The following is a 16964-nucleotide window of genomic DNA, read 5'->3' on the forward strand; positions in this document are numbered from 1 at the left end:
CTATAACACTTTGGCAAGCTGCTGCGCATCTACATTAAAAACAAGAGACATCAACCTAGACGACGCAGCCGTTCTTGGAGAATCTGTTGCTGCGTTTGGGCTTCTGTAAGTGCTTCTTTTGCACCTTGGACAACTTCCGCCGGAGCTTTATTCACAAAATTAGGGTTATTCAACCGTGCAGTGAGTGCTTGGACTTCAGCTTCAAGTTTCGCAATATCTTTCTTGAGCTTTGCTTGCAGCGCTTCTACATCAATAACACCTGTCAGCGGAATGAGTACTTGGATCGTACCCACAACACCTGCGATCGCCGATTTTAGCTCTTGCTCGACAGTAGCCGTAATTTTTAATGTTTCGACTTTCGCTAATTCCTGAATGTAAGATTGTCCTTGTGTCAAAATTTCGCGCTCGCGATCGCTTTCACTTTGCAAAAGTGCTGTGACTTTTACTCCAGGCTTAATATCTGCCTCAGCGCGTAAATTCCGAATTGTGCGGATAGTACCAATGAGTAGATCGAACTGTTGTTCCAACTCTGGGGCGATAAGGTTTCGCTCGACCTCTGGATACGACTGCAACGCCAAAAATTGATTTGCCTCTGCTTGCGTCAACGTGTGCCAAATTTCCTCCGTAATATGCGGCATAAATGGATGCAGCAGTTTCAGAATGCCTTCTAAAACATACGCTAGAGTTTGTTGAGCTACCTGTCGCGAGGCTGTTGTCGATTTATTTTGCAGACGCGATTTAACAAGTTCAATGTACCAATCGCAGAAATCACCCCAGATGAAATCGTACAATCCCTTTGCAGCTTCTCCTAATCCATACTTATTGATGTAGTCACTCGTTTGCTGCACGACTTGATAGAACCGCGACAGAATCCAGCGATCGCTTAATTCTAATTCACTGCTACTTGGCGAACCCAACTGCTGCGGTGTTTTTCCATCCAAATTCATCATCACAAACCGCGCTGCGTTCCACAGTTTATTCGCAAAGTTGCGCGATGCTTCAACTGAAACCGACTCATCAGTTTTGCGGTTGTATTCCAGGCGAATATCTTGTCCCGCGCCTGCAACTTCTTTAACCAACGTGTAGCGCAGTGCATCAGTACCATATTTATCGATCAAAATCAAGGGGTCGATGCCATTATTTGCCGACTTCGACATTTTCTTATTATTTTCATCGCGCACCAAGCCGTGGATATACACATCTTTGAACGGCATTTGTCCAGTAAAATGTGCTGCTAGCATTGTCATCCGCGCCACCCAGAAGAAAATGATGTCAAAGCCTGTTACTAACGCAGACGTGGGGTAATAAAACTCCAAGTCGCGAGTTTGCTCAGGCCAGCCCAAAGTCGAAAACGGCCATAATCCTGAAGAAAACCACGTATCTAAAACGTCAGGATCTTGCTCTAGTTTGACATTTTCTCCAAATTTTGCTACCGCTTTTTCGCGAGCTGCCGCCGCACTCGGTGCCACGACAAACGGCGTTGCATCCGTGATTTCTCCATTTGTCTCGCTGACAGCGTACCAAGCTGGAATTTGGTGTCCCCACCACAATTGACGCGAAATACACCAATCGTTGAGATTGACCAACCAGTCGCGATAGACCTTCTTCCAGCGCTGCGGAATAAACTCAGGGGAATTTTGTTCGTCAAGAAATTTCAGTGCCTTATCTGCCAAAGGGCGAATTTTAACGAACCACTGCGTTGACAGCAACGGTTCCACAGGAACTTTGCCGCGATCGCTGTACGGTACAGTATGCTTATACTCTTCTACCTTAACTAAAACACCATCCGCCTCTAATCGCTGCACGACATTCTTCCGTGCCACAAATCGATCTTGTCCTTGAAACGGTCCCGCGTTTTCATTAAGCGTACCGTCCTTGTTCATAATGTTGATAAACGGCAAATCGTGGCGCTTACCCATCTCAAAATCGTTCGGATCGTGCGCCGGAGTCACTTTAACGCAACCTGTGCCAAACTCCATCTCCACCAACTCATCCGCAATTATGGGAATTTCGCGATTGAGAATGGGAAGAGTTAGGGTTTTACCAATCAAATGCTTGTAGCGATCGTCATTCGGATTCACCGCTACTGCCGTATCACCCAACATCGTTTCAGGGCGCGTCGTCGCGACTTCTACATAACCCGAGCCATCGCTCAATGGATAGCGAAAATGCCACAAATGTCCGTTAACTTCCTGGCTTTCCACCTCTAAATCCGACACTGCCGACTGCGTAGCCGGACACCAATTGACCAGATAGTTTCCGCGATAAATCAACCCTTCTTCATACAACCGCACAAACGCTTCTAAAACCGCCTTCGATAAACCTTCATCCATCGTGAAGCGTTCGCGCGACCAATCCACCGACACACCCAAGCGTCGCAGCTGGTTGACAATTGTTCCGCCCGATTCTGCCTTCCATTGCCAAGCGCGTTCGAGAAACTTCTCGCGTCCCAGATCGTAGCGCGTTTTCCCCTCAGCTTTGAGTTGTTTTTCCAAAATTGTCTGTACCGCAATACTCGCGTGATCCGTCCCAGGAAGCCAGAGGGTATTGCGCCCTTTCATGCGATGGTAGCGCACTAATGTATCGATTAAGGCACTTTCAAAGGCGTGTCCCATGTGCAAACTCCCCGTGACATTCGGCGGTGGAATGACGATACAGTAGGGTTCGCCGCCGTTTTCGGGATTGGCTTTGTAGATTTGGTTTTCCTCCCACGCTTTTTGCCATTTGGCTTCGGTGGAGAAAGGTTCGTAGAGGCTAGGCAAATTGGTCACGATTGCGGTCATGGAGGGAAGACTATATGAGGACAGCTTATATAAGATTTTGCCACAGGGTGATGGAAGAAAAAAAAGGGACGCATTCTGCTGCGCCCCTGAAGAAGTCTCGTATGTACTTCTAAACTTGAACAGCAACTTTAGCTTCTTTATACTTAGCAGCCGTCAAGCGCTCGTAAGTCGCCCGCATCTTCAAACCTGTCAACACTTGGAATAATCCTGTACCATTATTCGAACCAGGATACTCGCGGTGCTGTAGTAATAAATGCGTCATTTCACCAGGATACTTGGTCGAAGTGTTGCTCAGATGCGTCTCGATGTAACTGACTTCTTCTAGGCGGTCAAACTGACCGTCAACTTCTAGCACCGACACATAGCGACCATAATAGACGTCAGAGCCGTAGAATAGTCGCATTCCAGGATACGAACAAGTCAGTTTGCGACCACAAGGTGTCCAGTGAATTGTTGAGCCTTCGTCAAAGAGATACACCGGATCGAAGCCTTCTTTACCTTCGCGCTGGAGCATTCGCACGCGCAATACTTTGCGCTCGGTGTCGTCTTTGATGAGATTGGTAGGCAATACCTGCAACACGACATCCGCAAATTCTCGTTGTGGCTCGATGTACGCTTGGAAGTCGGGGCGACGCGCATTAATAGCTTGCAGCACGTCCTCGTAACGATGACCGCGTTCTGCCATGTCGCGTTGAATTTTCCAGGCAATTTTGACTTCGTCGCTGATGTCTAAGTAAACGCTGAAATCGAGGAGCGATCGCACTCGCTCGTCATACAACGGATGTAACCCTTCGATGACAATGATATGATTCGGCTCTACCCGCTCCGGCGGATCGATTGTGCCGGTTTCGTGGTTATAAATCGGTTTATCAATCGCTTGACCGTTCTTGAGCGCTTTGATCTGCTCGTACATTAGGTCAAAATTATTTGCTCTTGGGTCAAGTGCAGTTATTCCAGTTTCTTTACGCTGTTTGCGATCCAAACTATGATAGTCATCGAGACAGATGACTGTTAGAAATTCTTCTCCAAATAAATCTGTTAAACGGCGTAAGAAGGTGGATTTCCCGCATCCGGAGTCTCCGGCAACGCCAATTAGAACCACGCGGTCCGGCTTACTGGTCATAGGTGTCCTCTAACAACAAGATGAGTCAATTGCTAAGTTTTCGCTTATCTTTAGCCCAGGGGTTATTCTGTTGGTCAGCTAGCTGTGGATACAACACCACAGAGCTCTTGACAGGAGACAGCGTCTTCGCGTAACACTCCAGCAATCCCCAACTTGGGAGACGGGAGATATAGCTGTTAAGTATTTAGTCCTACTGTTATAGTAGATCCTACCAGAATGTAAACTACTCTACAAGGCTGACGCGAGCGTTATCGTCCTCAGTACTTATGCTAAGGTTTAGTTGCGCATTTTTCTAAAAAAAATCAAAACTGACTCACTCTTGACATTATGCAAGTTGTTTACCCGATAGGGTGATAAAAGCTCAGGTGTCATTGTTGCAATTGTTGCTGAATAACGAGTGAGCGTCGTAGGGGTTCCTATGAATAAGGTTACTGTCTTTAAATATTTTTTACTTCCGTGCTGCGGCAGTAAAATTTGTTTTGGGCAGGAACTTTGTTCAGTCACAAGTTAAGTAGGGTTCGGAGAAAATTCATCGATGTACAACTCAAGCGCCGCTGATGGTGCTGCCAATACAGTATCTGGTAGCCGCGTTTTTATTTACGAAGTAGTAGGTTTACGTCAAAACGAAGAAACTGACAAAACCAACTACCCCATTCGTCAAAGCGGTAGTGTCTTTATCAGAGTGCCTTACAGCCGTATGAATCAAGAAATGCGGCGCATCACTCGTCTAGGCGGCAAAATTGTTAGCATCCACCCCATGAATGCTGATGGCGTAACCAATGGTTCTTCTGTATTGAAGATGCAAGCAAGTAAAAGTCAAGGAGATGGCGCAACAGCCACCCCTGCAACTGCTACAAGCAAAGGTAATGCCATCAAATCAGACGATCAACAGCCAAAAACTTCTGAAACAAAAGGCAAGCCTATGACTCAAGCAAAGGCTAAAGAATCGCACGCTGATGTTCCAGTTAACATCTATCGCCCGAATGCTCCTTTTATTGGTAAGTGTATTTCAAATCAAGAGTTAGTCGGTGAAGGTGGTATTGGTACTGTCCGTCACCTGATATTTGATATCTCTGAAGGTAACTTACGCTATCTTGAAGGTCAAAGTATCGGTATTATTCCCCCTGGAACCGACAAAAACGGTAAGCCAGAAAAACTTCGACTATACTCAATTGCCTCGACGCGTCACGGCGACTTTGTTGACGATAAAACAGTATCGCTTTGCGTCCGGCAACTCGAGTACAAACATCCAGAGACGGGAGAAACTGTTTACGGTGTTTGTTCAACTTACCTGTGTCATCTCGAACCTGGTGCAGATGTCAAAATTACCGGTCCTGTCGGTAAAGAAATGCTGCTGCCCAACGATCCGAATGCGAATATCATCATGTTTGCTACCGGAACAGGTATTGCACCTTTTCGGGCTTACTTGTGGCGGATGTTTAAAGATGAGGAAAAAGCCGCTAACCCGGATTATGAATTTAAGGGCTTCTCGTGGCTCATCTTTGGTATTCCTACAACTCCAAATATTCTCTACAAGAAAGAACTCGAAGAAATTCAACAGAAGTATCCCGATAACTTCCGCTTGACGTACGCGATTAGCCGCGAACAGAAAAACCCCCAAGGCGGTAGGATGTACATCCAAGACCGCGTAGCCGAACACGCTGATGAATTGTGGCAATTGATTCAGCAGGAGAATACGCATACTTATATTTGCGGTCTCAAGGGTATGGAAGGTGGGATCGATGAGGCACTATCAGCGGCTGCAGCTAAAGATGGTGTCAACTGGATGGAATACCAGAAACAAATGAAAAAAGCAGGTCGCTGGCACGTAGAAACGTACTAGAGGTCAGGGATCAAAGGTCAGAGATCGGGGAAACAACATCAATGGAAGTCCTGTTTACACAAAACAGATTCCCCGACCTCCAATCTTCGATTCTTTGCTCCCTTGTTTTTGGTGAACTGGTGCAAAAAAAACTGTGAATTTTAAAGTAGGTTTACTAGGATTAGGAACTGTCGGCACGGGTACTGCACAGGTACTACTCGACCCTGCTGGACGGCATCCACTATTACAAGAAATCGAAATCTACCGCATAGGAGTGCGATCGCTTGCCAAAGCACGTCAAATAAATCTTGCGAAAGATATATTGACAACAAATTTAGAATCAATAGTTACTGCGCCAGAGGTAGATATTGTTGTCGAGGTTTTAGGTGGATTAGAACCCGCGCGATCGCTCATTCTCAAAGCCATTCATCACGGTAAACACGTCGTCACCGCAAATAAAGCCGTAATTTCGCGTTATGGCGACGAAATCTTTACAGCGGCAAATACGGCGGGCGTTTACGTCATGCTAGAAGCAGCAGTAGGTGGCGGTATTCCTGTGGTTCAACCCCTCAAGCAAGCTTTAAGCGTTAATCGCATTCAAGCTGTAACAGGTATTGTCAACGGCACAACGAACTACATCTTGTCACGAATGCAAACTGAAGGTAGCAACTTTGACGCAGTTTTAGCCGATGCCCAAAAACTTGGCTACGCCGAAGCCGATCCGAGTGCAGACGTAGATGGTTTAGACGCCGCAGATAAAATTGCGATTCTCGCGTCGCTGGCGTTTGGCGGGCGTATCAAGCGACAAGAAGTTTATGCAGAAGGAATTCGCAGCATTAGTCAAGCAGATATTGCGTACGCCGATAAACTCGGCTTTGTGATTAAACTCTTAGCAATTGCGCAACGGACACCAACCTCTACAGCACTTTCCGTCAGAGTCCACCCGACGCTAGTAACGCGATCGCATCCTTTAGCGAGCATTCAGGGCGTATACAACGCGATTTTAATCGAAGGTGAACCCTTGGGACAAGTAATGTTTTATGGTCCTGGCGCAGGGGCAGGGGCAACGGCAAGTGCTGTAGTTTCAGATATTATGAACATCGCCGCCGTCTTGAAAACAAAAAGCGATCGCGTGCAAACGCAATCGAATCCATTACTTGCTTGTTCGCATCAAGACTATTGCGCGATCGCCCCAATGGCTGAACTCACAACGCGATTTTATGCCCGCTTTTTAACAAAAGACCGTCCTGGTGTCATCGGTAAATTAGGAACTTGTTTTGGTAACTACGGCGTAAGCCTAGAATCAATCGTGCAAATTGGTTTGCAAGGCGATTTGGCCGAAATTGTCGTTGTCACCCACGACGTCCGCGAAGGAGATTTCCACTCATCTTTAGCTGAAATTCGGACTCTTGAAGCAGTGGATAGCATTCCTAGCGTACTACGAGTTCTCTAGAGGCAAATTTCTTTGCAATTTTCCAGTAAAACTCTCCAAAACGGAGTATTTCAAAATTTGCACCTGTGGGTTACTTTTTTAAGAGTTAGATTTACCTATTTGGGTAGTTCAGATGACAAATCTTCCTCCCGACCCGCCGTCATCGCCAAGAAGTCCCTTAGGATTTGATGAATTTATTGCTGTTTTGGTTGCTTTGAGCGCTATTGGGGCAATTTTGTTTTGGTCAATTGGTCGTCGCGATCGCGGTTTCGACTGGGTTGGTATTCCAGGGTTATTAACACCATCACCTACACCGACTGTGACTCCCCCATTGGCACCAACTCCACCAGCGGCAACAGCAACACCGATCCTACCACTGCCACCAGTTGCTCCAACCGCACCGTCACCCGAAGCACTTGTACCGGCGCCCGCACAACCCCAACCTTTTGCAGGTATTGTGCCGGTTCCCGCGCCCGTCCCGCAAGCAACACCAACACCGACACCTACTCCGACTCCAGAACAACTGCAACCGATTGCGTTTATTGATGTTCCCGAAAATTACTGGGCACGTCCTTTTATTGATGCGCTCTCGGCGCGCGGGATCGTAAGTGGCTTTGCTGGCGACTATTTTCGTCCCGATGAACCAGTAACGCGTGCGGAGTTTGCCGCAATTTTACAAGCAGCTTTTGACGAACAACCAGGACCAGCAGAACAAGCGATCGCTTTTACAGATGTTCCCGCTGATTTCTGGGGAGTTCCAGCAATTGGTAGCGCGATTAGAAGTGGCTTTATGCAAGGGTATCCAGGAAATATCTTTCAACCACAACAACAGATTCCGCGTGCCCAAGTATTTGTTGCCCTAGCAAGTGGCTTAAACTTACCAGCACCCCAAAACCCTAACCAAACCTTAGGCATATTTGGTGATGCTAATCAAATTCCTAACTGGGCAGTTGAGCAGGTAGCAGCTGCAACCGATGCTGGTTTAGTTGTGAATTATCCTGATACCAATGTCCTAGAACCAAACCGCAATGCTACCCGTGCTGAGGTAACTGCCTCTATTTACCAAGCGTTAGTGCGTGCAGGAAGAGTAGAGCCAATTCAATCGCAATACATAGTACAACAGCAACAATAAATTTGGATAAGCTGGGCGAGTGAAGTCGCAGCAAGAAAATCAACGTATCAACAAAATAAATGGGCGCAGGTTGTATCAAATACAATTTCCCTCGCCCTCATCTTTGGCTATGGTTAATAGCTTGTTTACGATTCTGGTAGTTGCTGACTGCCAATTACTTGCTTTTTCAACGATTGCAGCTCTTGAGATAACTCTTGCCGTTTGGAAGCTTGCAGTAAATAGCGATTTACGAACCAAATTGAGTAACCAATACCTACAAGTTCAAAAGTAGGAGCCAGTAGTGGAATGTCGTTGAGTGCATCCAACACGGCTAGAACTACCTTGACAGTAATAATTGCTGCTAAAATCAAACCGACAGTAATAATCGGCTGCTTATACTCATTGAAAAATCTGCCAATATAATCAGGCAGTTGGGCAAGGAATTCAGAAATTTGCGAGCCAACACGTCGCCACTGCTCGTCTTGTGTAGAGGGTGGTAAAGTAGCTAGAGGTGCTGAATCTGAAACACCTATCGTTTCCGAAGTAGTAGGGTCTTTGTATTCCGGTGGTTGCACTTGTGATTCCATAGTTATAAGCTCGTTTTCCAATGACAACTTTGATGAGTATTCTTTGGTGATACTGTAAACTTGTAGCACCGCTAAGTTTGGCAAAGAAAAGTATTCTTGATTTCTTTATTTACGATACTTAACTCACAAGTCTGCTTCATCAACTCCAAGATAGAGAGGTGCGATTGTGAGAAAAGTCAGAAGACAGAATAATATATCCTCCTTTTGCACATAAACATCTAAACTAAGATAGCTGATTTTGCTGAGTTTTCAGCTTTAAATCCCTGTCTTTTACGCAACTTTTATGCACTTGTTGGAATATAACTAGTTTTGCTTAGTATATCACCTGTTTTTTCTACCAATGGATTATGAGCGCCTTGGGGAAGCTATTTACTACTAGCCAAGGTTAAGGCTAATTTACAATACGCAAATTACTGTTTAGTTAACTGTGTTAAAGCTAACGTTCGCATAAAGGTTAACTATACAAATCGACAACCAAAATTGTTCAAGCTTAACCGCCCGCAGCAAAAGTAGCCATAATCAAAACTGACAGGAGAATACCAGGTGTAAGTAGCAATATCAGCATCAACAAGTCATGGGTATTCATTTTTGTCTCCTTCTAGAACTTTAAACTCACTTTATTTACTGTTATCAAAAATGCACTCACACTTGCGGAGGATTGTGCTATCGAGATACATACTTAGCCCCACCTCAGGCGTGTAACTCATCAATTAAACAATAAAACCATTCTCGGAAGTTTGGTAATCTGAAAAGGTACTTTCGAGAATAAGTTGACAGACAGGAATTGAACGCGTGCAGTATGTGACAAAGCAAATTTACTTTTACTAACTCTAGCAGATCGCTTGTCGCGAATCGTTTAAACTAAAGGTGAACTTAAACCTTTAAGTGGCGTAGGCGCGATCGCTTTACCTTGAACTAAGACATGGAATCCACCAAGTCCGATAGGATCGATTAGCTGATGCAAACTATCCCTGCGCTGTAGTAGCTTTTGCACTGATGGCGGCGATGATGTCGCAAGTGCAGTAATGCGATCGCCTAATCCTAAAGCCATTAAAAACAATCCCTGCTGCGTCAAACCAACGGTCGTTAAACCACACAGTTCACCCCATGCTTGTAGTGCTGTAAAATCGACGTGCGCTGTAATATCTTGTTTTCCAACGTAAATATAAGGATTATTGTGGCGATGATGGCGATAGTAACACTGTAGCGTTCCTTGGCGAAATGGATTGTAGTAACGGCTAGCCAAATATCCATAATCGATTGTTAACAAGTAACCTCGCTGAAGGCGTGCTGCTACCGTTTTCAACCAATCTAAAGCTGCTAAATTGACTTCGCTACGATAACCTTCAGGATAAGCGGGAGAAGGTAACGCAATCTTGATGAAATCAAAGTACTCAAAAATCCTATTTGTCGAAACTTCGCCTATAACTTCTGTAAATGTCGCTTGGGGATCAGCCGTTTTCTCAGTTGTGACGTAAATTTCGCGTAATTGTCCGTTTTGAACAATAATTTGATGTACTGGGAACGCGTCTACAAGTTCATTGGAAAAACAGCAGCCGACAATTGAGTTTTCGGGAATTTCTTCAAGCGTCAGCCACTGAAGGCGACTGTGGTATTTGTGGAGTCGCTGTTGCTGTTCTTGTATCAGAGTAGGCGATCGCTCAATAATTACGTAATTAAGCGCTGCTAAAAAATCTGGATACTGCCTTTCAAGATAGTTCAAGATATCCGACGCTAGAATACCTTGACCCGCGCCCATTTCTAAAAGCGTAAAAGGAATCGGTTTTTCTAAAATTTCCCAGATTTGCAGAAATTGTTCAGCAAGTAACTCGCCAAAATCTGCGCCTAAATGCGGTGAGGTAAAAAAGTCACCTTGCTTACCAAGCTGCGTAGCGTGGGTTGTATAGTAACCGTGCTGAGGATGATACAGCACTAAATCCATATATTCTGCAAAAGTAATGCGGTGCTGCGGACTTTCTGCTATCCGCAGCGCGATCGCCTCACACAACGCCGGATGGGAGTCACTAACCAGTTGCGTCATCAACGGTCTACAGAACCCATGATGATATCTACACTACCGAGGATCGTGACGATATCGGCAACCTTCACTCCGCGGAGGATGTGCGGCAAAATTTGCAAGTTGTTAAAATCTGCCGGACGAATCTTCCACCGCCAGGGAAAAACATTATCGTCGCCAATGATGTAGATCCCTAACTCGCCTTTACCGCTTTCAATCCGAACATAGTGTTCGCCTTTGGGGATCTTGAACGTGGGCGCGATTTTCTTACTGATGTACTGGTAATCAAATCCGTTCCACTCGGATTTCTTGCCTTCGGCTAACCGCTTCGCTTCCAAGTTCTCAAATGGTCCGCCTGGCAATCCTTTCAGTGCTTGACGCAAAATCTTGACAGATTCGCGCATTTCCCGAATCCGCACTAAGTAGCGTGCGAAGCAATCTCCGGCTGTTTCCCAATGCACTTCCCAATCAAAATCGTCGTAGCATTCGTAGTGGTCGACTTTGCGCAAGTCCCACTTCACGCCGCTAGCGCGTAACATTGGTCCAGACAGTCCCCAGTTGATGGCTTCTTCGCGCGAGATTGTGCCTACTCCTTCCACGCGACGGCGGAAGATGGGGTTATTGGTGATTAAGCGTTCGTATTCATCGACTTTTGGTTCAAAATAATCACAAAAGTCAAAGCACTTATCTACCCAGCCGTAGGGTAAGTCTACTGCTACGCCACCGATGCGGAAGTAGTTGTTGTTCACCATGCGATAACCTGTGGCGGCTTCCCACAGGTCATAAATCATCTCCCGTTCGCGGAAAATATAGAAAAACGGAGTTTGCGCGCCCACGTCAGCCATAAATGGTCCCAACCACAGTAAGTGATTGGCAATGCGGTTCAACTCCAGCATGATGACGCGGATGTAGCTGGCGCGTTTGGGGACAGGAATATCAGCTAACTTTTCCGGGGCGTTGACCGTAACAGCTTCATTAAACATCCCTGCGGCGTAGTCCCAGCGACTGACGTAAGGGACGTACATGATATTGGTGCGGTTTTCCGCGATTTTTTCCATTCCGCGATGCAAGTAGCCAATCACTGGCTCGCAATCGACTACATCTTCGCCATCCAAAGTGACGATAAGTCGTAGTACGCCATGCATCGAAGGATGGTGCGGACCCATGTTCAGCACCATAGGTTCCGTTCTCGTTTCAATTCTTGGCATAGAGCAGCAAGTTTAAGTTTTGTAGCGTTGTCTTCATTATCCCTGACAGCGATGTTTTTGTGTATTGAGAATGAGCAATTAGCTCATAGAGCTATTTTTATTGACAAACACCCATTTTTATTAATAAGATTATAGATTGTGCTGTCTAAATCCTGCTCGGATCAGGTAAACGATTAGCAAAAGTTGGCAGCTTGAAAATCAAACTGATCAGCTACCTGTACGGCAAAGTTACGAAACTATCCCATGACATACGCAATTATTGAAACCGGCGGCAAGCAATTAAGAGTAGAACCTGGTCGTTTTTACGATATCGAACGCTTAAGCGTTGAACCTAACGAGAAAGTTACTTTGGAATCAGTTTTATTTGTACAGCACGACGACGGCGTTGCGATCGGACAGCCGTTTGTGGAAGGAGCCACTGTAGAAGGAACAGTCTTGCGTCATTTACGCGATCGCAAAGTGCTCGTGTACAAGATGAAGCCCAAAAAGAAAACACGCAAAAAGCGGGGACATCGTCAGGAAATTACACGGTTAATGATTAATTCGATTAGCTTCAACGGTTCTGTATTTACCGCCGCAGCCGCAGCACCTGCTGAACCTGAAGCAGCTTCTGAGACAGAGTCTGCTGATGAAGCACAATAGAAAAATAGAGATCTAGAGGAAATTATGGCTCATAAGAAAGGAACGGGTAGTACCCGCAACGGTCGTGACTCAAACGCGCAGCGTCTAGGCGTTAAGCGCTTTGGTGGAGAAACAGTTCGTGCTGGTAATATTCTGGTGCGCCAGCGCGGTACTAAATTTCACCCTGGAAATAACGTGGGTATCGGTAGCGATGACACCTTGTTTGCTCTGATTGATGGCATTGTTACTTTTGAAAGAAAGGATAGAACCCGCAAAAAAGTCAGCATTTATCCAGTAGCCACGACAGAAGCAACAACGACAACCGCATCGTAAAAGATGCTCAACAGAACAACAGGGGTTAGGCATTGCCTAGCCTCTATTAGTATTACCTGCCCTTAGAGTTGCCAATAAACCCAATTTTGTACGAATGCGCCCAGCGCCAAACCCGCAATCGAAACAGCAGTCATTATCCAGAAAATTTGAGTTTCACTCCACCCTGCCGTTTGAGCATCTAAGCGAAACAATATAGCTGCAGATACAGCAACTAAACCATGCGCGAATATATGAAACCAGGAGATAATCAGGACAGTTAAAAAAGCGCCGATAACGGCGGCAAAAAAAGCTCTGGTGTCTGACTTAAACAAAAGTCCTAAGTCATTTCTGATGTGAGACCACGGCGAAGACAGGAGGAGGGAAAGCAAGAAAATACCAATAACAATGATTACCCAAGCTGCTACCGGATCTGCAAATGCTTCTAGCAGCCACCCCAAGGTGATATACGTTAATAACAACAATGTAAAAGCTACCCAGGGAACTTTTAAGCTTAGCATCAGACAGGCAAGCAACAAGTCTTATCTATTTAGGTGGCGATCGCAAAGGCGAGAAGAAGCGCTTTCTAATGAAAATAGATCTTCTATATCTTTGTTTCTTCTAACTTTTTATTTAAGCAGCAGTCGTATTCTACCTCGACTCATAGCATTATTGATAGCGCCATTTCGCATCCTGGAGGTTTTCACACTCCTGTGAAAATTCTATGATTAAGGATCGCAGCACTATTACTTTACTTATGTACTGATGTATCAAAAAACTTATTAACTGTGTTCGTAAACATTTGTAAACTGTTATGAGTGACATTGATAGAGTGTCAGATTGTCTTAAGGAATTCTCATGAAGCAACTTGTTATTGCTGAACGCTACTGCTTAATCGGTCATATTTTGGCAAAGACTTTTGGACTAGCAGGGTTGCTCCTAGTCGTACCGCACGCGGATGCCATCTTACGTTTACTGCCAGATGGGCAAAGTTTATTTCAATGGAGTGTGGAAAAATCAATGGCAGGAGGCGGCGTCACAGATATCCTGTTTGGGTTAGCCGCTGTCTCGATTTTTGCCTATCGCACGGTCGGGATGCGGCTGACATTAGCCTTTATGCTGCCAGCCATTTCAATATCTTTGACGAGTGAATTATTAGGAACAGGCACTGGATTTCCGTTTGGGGATTACAGCTACCTCAGCGGATTAGGATACAAAATTGCGGGGCTAGTTCCTTTTACTATCCCGCTGTCTTGGTTTTATATGGGTTTTTCTTCCTATTTAATTGCTAGTGTTGCTTTAAATTCCGATAAATCAAACTGGTTACGCCAAGTAAGTGCAGTTCTCTTGGGTGCGATGTTGTTTACTGCTTGGGATTTTGCGCTAGAACCAGCAATGAGTCAAACAACATTTCCATTTTGGTATTGGGCAGAACCAGGAGCGTTCTTTGGAACACCTTATCGTAATTATTTAGGTTGGTATGGCACGAGTGCCTTATTTATGAGTGTAGCTGCCCTCTTGTGGCGAAATCCGCGCTTAAATTTAAAGCGATCGCAACTTGTCGTTCCCCTAATTGTCTACTTAAGTAACGTTGCGTTTGCTGCTGCTATTAGCCTAGCTTTTGGATTTTGGTTTCCCGTCGCTTTAGGTCTCATTTTTGGTGTCATCCCAGTAATTTTCCTTTGGTGGATAGCACAACCCAGTACAGACGCTGTTACAGAAGCTAAGACAGGAGTTGTCAACAATCCTTCGGTAAAAATTGCCTTGAAGTAAGCCGTGCGGGGAGTAGATGTGGTCAGCTGGTTAATTCAAGGCGCTATGGCATTATTATTCCTACTTCTTCAAATACCAGCAACGGCAGTTTTGCTGTCGCGTTTGCTCAAAGGTCCCAGTCGCCATCCTCCGCTGGAACCAACCTTGGCGACACCCGATTTATTAGGAAGTGTCAGTGTTGTAGTTCCGACTTTAAATGAAGCTGACCGCATTAGTCCCTGTTTAGATGGGTTAAGCCGGCAAAGCTATGAAGTGCGAGAAGTGATTGTTGTCGATAGCAACTCGCAGGATGGCACGCCAGACTTAGTGAAGGCGGCGCAAAAAAACGATCCGCGCTTTCGGTTAATGACCGACGATCCTTTACCCACTGGCTGGGTAGGACGTCCTTGGGCTTTACACAACGGCTTTCTACACAGTTCTGAACACAGCGAGTGGTTTTTAGGCATGGATGCCGATACTCAACCGCATCCTGGCTTGGTTGCCAGCCTTGTGAAAACGGCTCAAACTGAAGGCTATGACTTGCTATCTTTATCACCGCAATTTATTTTGAAGTCTCCTGGAGAGTGCTGGTTGCAACCGGCGTTGTTAATGACGCTGCTCTACAGGTTTGAAAGTGCGGGTGTCGATAGTTCAGTCGCCGAAAGAGTGATGGCGAACGGGCAGTGTTTTTTGTGTCGGCGGGCGGTATTAGCTCAAGTAGGCGGCTATAGCAGCGCCAAAAGTTCGTTTTGTGATGACGTGACTTTGGCACGAAATATCTCATCACAAGGCTTCCGTGTGGGATTTTTGGATGGTGCTAAGGTGTTTAAGGTGAGGATGTATGAAGGCGCAGTCCAAACCTGGCAAGAGTGGGGGCGATCGCTTGATTTAAAAGACGCGTCTTCACCTGCGGCTTTGTGGTGGGATTTGTGGCTACTTTTTGCCGTGCAAGCCTTACCCTTACCGATTGTTCTTAGCTATTTGCTTTTTTTGCCGTCTACACCTTCGCCTTTTTTACTAGCATTGCTCGGACTCAATGTATTTTTACTCGTTGTCCGCTTTGCTTTGTTGTTGGCGATCGCGCCTTCGTACGATCGCTCGCAAGCACGAGGAGGTTGGTTATTCTGGTTGTCACCTTTTGCCGATCCTTTGGCGGTACTGCGGATTTTCTTATCGGCTTTTCGCACGCCTACTCAGTGGCGGGGTCGCCAGTATGGTCATCCGAGTTAACTTGATCTGCGCGTTCTAACTCCCACAGAATTTGGTTGCCTTCGCGGCGGACGCGCGACACAATCCAATTGCGCCAGCGCCATTCGTCACCGCGGCTTGTGACTGCGCTGGCGTGGACATCCATAAGATCCGCTAGTTCAGAACTTGTGATTAAGTAACCCTTCGCCGCGATTTCGTCAGCAATTCGTAAGGTTTCGACTAAGCTGCGCAGCAGTGCCACTCTCGTCTCGCGGGGAATTTCTTCACTGTTGACAACGGAGTTTGGTGCGCTAGATTCTATCATGGTCATATCTGAGACAAGGTGGCTAGAAGTAGTTGTTTCGTAAGTTATCGTAGATTGTGGTACGCAATCAGATACTTCTGTTACTAGTACAGAATCTAATTTCGGTTGTTGCAGCGTTGGAGTTTTACCTGTAGCAAACGCCCGCGCAATTTCGTCACAGCGTTCGTTGCCTATGTTACCCGCGTGACCTCGAACGTACTGCCATTGCACATTCTTGGTGTTTCTTGCGTCAAGAATTTCCCAGAGGTCTTGATTGAGTACGGGCTTTCCTTGGGCTGTTTTCCAACCTTTCTTTTTCCAACCTTTTACCCATTGTGTAATGCCTTTAATCAGGTACTCACTATCGGTATATAAGGTAATTGGTTCGTTTGTCGGTACGGTTGAGAGCAGTTCTAGTGCGGCGATCGCAGCTTGCATTTCCATGCGATTATTCGTCGTTTGCGCTTCGTAACCACCGAGTTCCTGAACTGAACCATCCGCAAAGTAAATAACAACCGCCCAACCGCCAGGACCAGGGTTGCCCGTGCAGGCTCCATCTGTATATATGCTTTTGATTGTATGAGCAGGCATATAGAAATTGAAACGTTAAGGAAGCGGGTGAAAATAAAAAGTCGGTAACTGGTAACTGGTCATTGGCAATTATATTTATTCGCAATTACCTGTTTCCATGACCCAAAGCCAAACTA

General features: G+C 45.8%; 14 protein-coding genes. 7 read left to right on the forward strand and 7 right to left on the reverse strand.

What is annotated here, in order from left to right; all coding sequences use genetic code 11:
- Positions 1–50: 50 nt before the first annotated feature.
- Positions 51–2783: a valine--tRNA ligase gene (locus tag B1A85_RS20740; protein ID WP_210404632.1), complete on the reverse strand. Its 2733-nt coding sequence runs from the start codon at positions 2781–2783 to the stop codon at positions 51–53.
- 109 nt (positions 2784–2892) lie between these two features.
- Positions 2893–3906 carry a phosphoribulokinase gene (locus B1A85_RS20745; protein ID WP_104548628.1) on the reverse strand — a complete coding sequence of 338 codons (1014 nt, stop codon included), beginning with the start codon at positions 3904–3906 and terminating at the stop codon, positions 2893–2895.
- 535 nt (positions 3907–4441) lie between these two features.
- Between B1A85_RS20745 and petH the strand changes: the two genes are divergently transcribed.
- The 3 genes from petH to B1A85_RS20760 all read left to right on the forward strand — a co-directional run bounded on the left by petH (position 4442) and on the right by B1A85_RS20760 (position 8292).
- Entirely contained in the window at positions 4442–5749 is a 1308-nt protein-coding gene (petH, locus tag B1A85_RS20750; RefSeq protein WP_104548629.1) for a ferredoxin--NADP reductase, read from the forward strand.
- Positions 5750–5882: 133 nt separating this feature from the next.
- Positions 5883–7181 (forward strand): homoserine dehydrogenase, encoded by a 1299-nt coding sequence (locus B1A85_RS20755; protein WP_104548630.1) that lies wholly within the window; start codon positions 5883–5885, stop codon positions 7179–7181.
- 112 nt (positions 7182–7293) lie between these two features.
- The gene (locus tag B1A85_RS20760) at positions 7294–8292 is read left to right on the forward strand and encodes an S-layer homology domain-containing protein (RefSeq protein ID WP_104548631.1); all 999 of its coding nucleotides are present in this window, start codon (positions 7294–7296) and stop codon (positions 8290–8292) included.
- Between the two features lie 125 nt (positions 8293–8417).
- Here B1A85_RS20760 and B1A85_RS20765 read toward each other — a convergent pair whose 3' ends face one another.
- From B1A85_RS20765 to B1A85_RS20775, 3 genes are all read right to left on the reverse strand, one after another.
- Positions 8418–8858 carry a CAAD domain-containing protein gene (locus tag B1A85_RS20765; RefSeq protein WP_104548632.1) on the reverse strand — a complete coding sequence of 147 codons (441 nt, stop codon included), beginning with the start codon at positions 8856–8858 and terminating at the stop codon, positions 8418–8420.
- A gap of 856 nt (positions 8859–9714) precedes the next feature.
- On the reverse strand, positions 9715–10899 hold the full coding sequence (locus B1A85_RS20770; RefSeq protein WP_104548633.1) for a class I SAM-dependent methyltransferase: 1185 nt from the start codon (positions 10897–10899) through the stop codon (positions 9715–9717).
- On the reverse strand, positions 10899–12083 hold the full coding sequence (locus B1A85_RS20775) for an NAD(P)H-quinone oxidoreductase subunit H (RefSeq protein WP_104548634.1): 1185 nt from the start codon (positions 12081–12083) through the stop codon (positions 10899–10901). The genes B1A85_RS20770 and B1A85_RS20775 overlap by 1 nt, the downstream gene beginning before the upstream one ends.
- 243 nt (positions 12084–12326) lie before the next feature.
- On the opposite strand from B1A85_RS20775, the gene rplU reads away from it, so the two are divergent.
- Together rplU and rpmA are read left to right on the forward strand one after the other, a co-directional pair.
- Positions 12327–12725, forward strand: a complete 399-nt coding sequence (gene rplU / locus B1A85_RS20780; protein WP_104548635.1) for a 50S ribosomal protein L21 — start codon at positions 12327–12329, stop codon at positions 12723–12725.
- A gap of 24 nt (positions 12726–12749) precedes the next feature.
- Positions 12750–13037, forward strand: a complete 288-nt coding sequence (rpmA, locus tag B1A85_RS20785; RefSeq protein WP_104548636.1) for a 50S ribosomal protein L27 — start codon at positions 12750–12752, stop codon at positions 13035–13037.
- A 62-nt stretch (positions 13038–13099) separates the two neighbouring features.
- On the opposite strand, the gene B1A85_RS20790 is transcribed toward rpmA, so the two are convergent.
- A complete protein-coding gene (locus tag B1A85_RS20790) occupies positions 13100–13534 on the reverse strand; it encodes a hypothetical protein (RefSeq protein ID WP_104548637.1) in 435 nt (144 codons plus the stop codon).
- Positions 13535–13871: 337 nt separating this feature from the next.
- Here B1A85_RS20790 and cruF point away from each other — a divergent pair, with 337 nt between their 5' ends.
- Both cruF and cruG read left to right on the forward strand, forming a co-directional pair.
- On the forward strand, positions 13872–14786 hold the full coding sequence (gene cruF, locus B1A85_RS20795) for a gamma-carotene 1'-hydroxylase CruF (RefSeq protein ID WP_104548638.1): 915 nt from the start codon (positions 13872–13874) through the stop codon (positions 14784–14786).
- Between the two features lie 45 nt (positions 14787–14831).
- Positions 14832–15995: a 2'-O-glycosyltransferase CruG gene (gene cruG / locus B1A85_RS20800; RefSeq protein WP_210404641.1), complete on the forward strand. Its 1164-nt coding sequence runs from the start codon at positions 14832–14834 to the stop codon at positions 15993–15995.
- Here the strand turns inward: cruG and rnhA are convergent.
- Positions 15955–16848 (reverse strand): ribonuclease HI, encoded by an 894-nt coding sequence (gene rnhA, locus B1A85_RS20805; protein ID WP_104548639.1) that lies wholly within the window; start codon positions 16846–16848, stop codon positions 15955–15957. The two genes, cruG and rnhA, sit on opposite strands and share 41 nt — an antisense overlap.
- Between the last annotated feature and the right edge of the window lie 116 nt (positions 16849–16964).

The organism is Chroococcidiopsis sp. TS-821 (assembly GCF_002939305.1).
In the GTDB taxonomy this organism is placed as follows: domain Bacteria; phylum Cyanobacteriota; class Cyanobacteriia; order Cyanobacteriales; family Chroococcidiopsidaceae; genus Chroogloeocystis.

Excerpts from the sequence above, each read along its gene's own strand:
- cruF (WP_104548638.1), top strand. The coding sequence starts at position 13,872 with ATGAAGCAACTTGTTATTGCTGAACGCTACTGCTTAATCGGTCATATT.
- cruG (WP_210404641.1), top strand. The coding sequence starts at position 14,832 with ATGGCATTATTATTCCTACTTCTTCAAATACCAGCAACGGCAGTTTTG.
- B1A85_RS20740 (WP_210404632.1), bottom strand. The coding sequence starts at position 2,783 with ATGACCGCAATCGTGACCAATTTGCCTAGCCTCTACGAACCTTTCTCC.
- B1A85_RS20770 (WP_104548633.1), bottom strand. The coding sequence starts at position 10,899 with ATGACGCAACTGGTTAGTGACTCCCATCCGGCGTTGTGTGAGGCGATC.
- B1A85_RS20775 (WP_104548634.1), bottom strand. The coding sequence starts at position 12,083 with ATGCCAAGAATTGAAACGAGAACGGAACCTATGGTGCTGAACATGGGT.
- rpmA (WP_104548636.1), top strand. The coding sequence starts at position 12,750 with ATGGCTCATAAGAAAGGAACGGGTAGTACCCGCAACGGTCGTGACTCA.
- B1A85_RS20745 (WP_104548628.1), bottom strand. The coding sequence starts at position 3,906 with ATGACCAGTAAGCCGGACCGCGTGGTTCTAATTGGCGTTGCCGGAGAC.
- B1A85_RS20760 (WP_104548631.1), top strand. The coding sequence starts at position 7,294 with ATGACAAATCTTCCTCCCGACCCGCCGTCATCGCCAAGAAGTCCCTTA.
- rnhA (WP_104548639.1), bottom strand. The coding sequence starts at position 16,848 with ATGCCTGCTCATACAATCAAAAGCATATATACAGATGGAGCCTGCACG.
- B1A85_RS20790 (WP_104548637.1), bottom strand. The coding sequence starts at position 13,534 with ATGCTAAGCTTAAAAGTTCCCTGGGTAGCTTTTACATTGTTGTTATTA.
- B1A85_RS20765 (WP_104548632.1), bottom strand. The coding sequence starts at position 8,858 with ATGGAATCACAAGTGCAACCACCGGAATACAAAGACCCTACTACTTCG.
- petH (WP_104548629.1), top strand. The coding sequence starts at position 4,442 with ATGTACAACTCAAGCGCCGCTGATGGTGCTGCCAATACAGTATCTGGT.
- rplU (WP_104548635.1), top strand. The coding sequence starts at position 12,327 with ATGACATACGCAATTATTGAAACCGGCGGCAAGCAATTAAGAGTAGAA.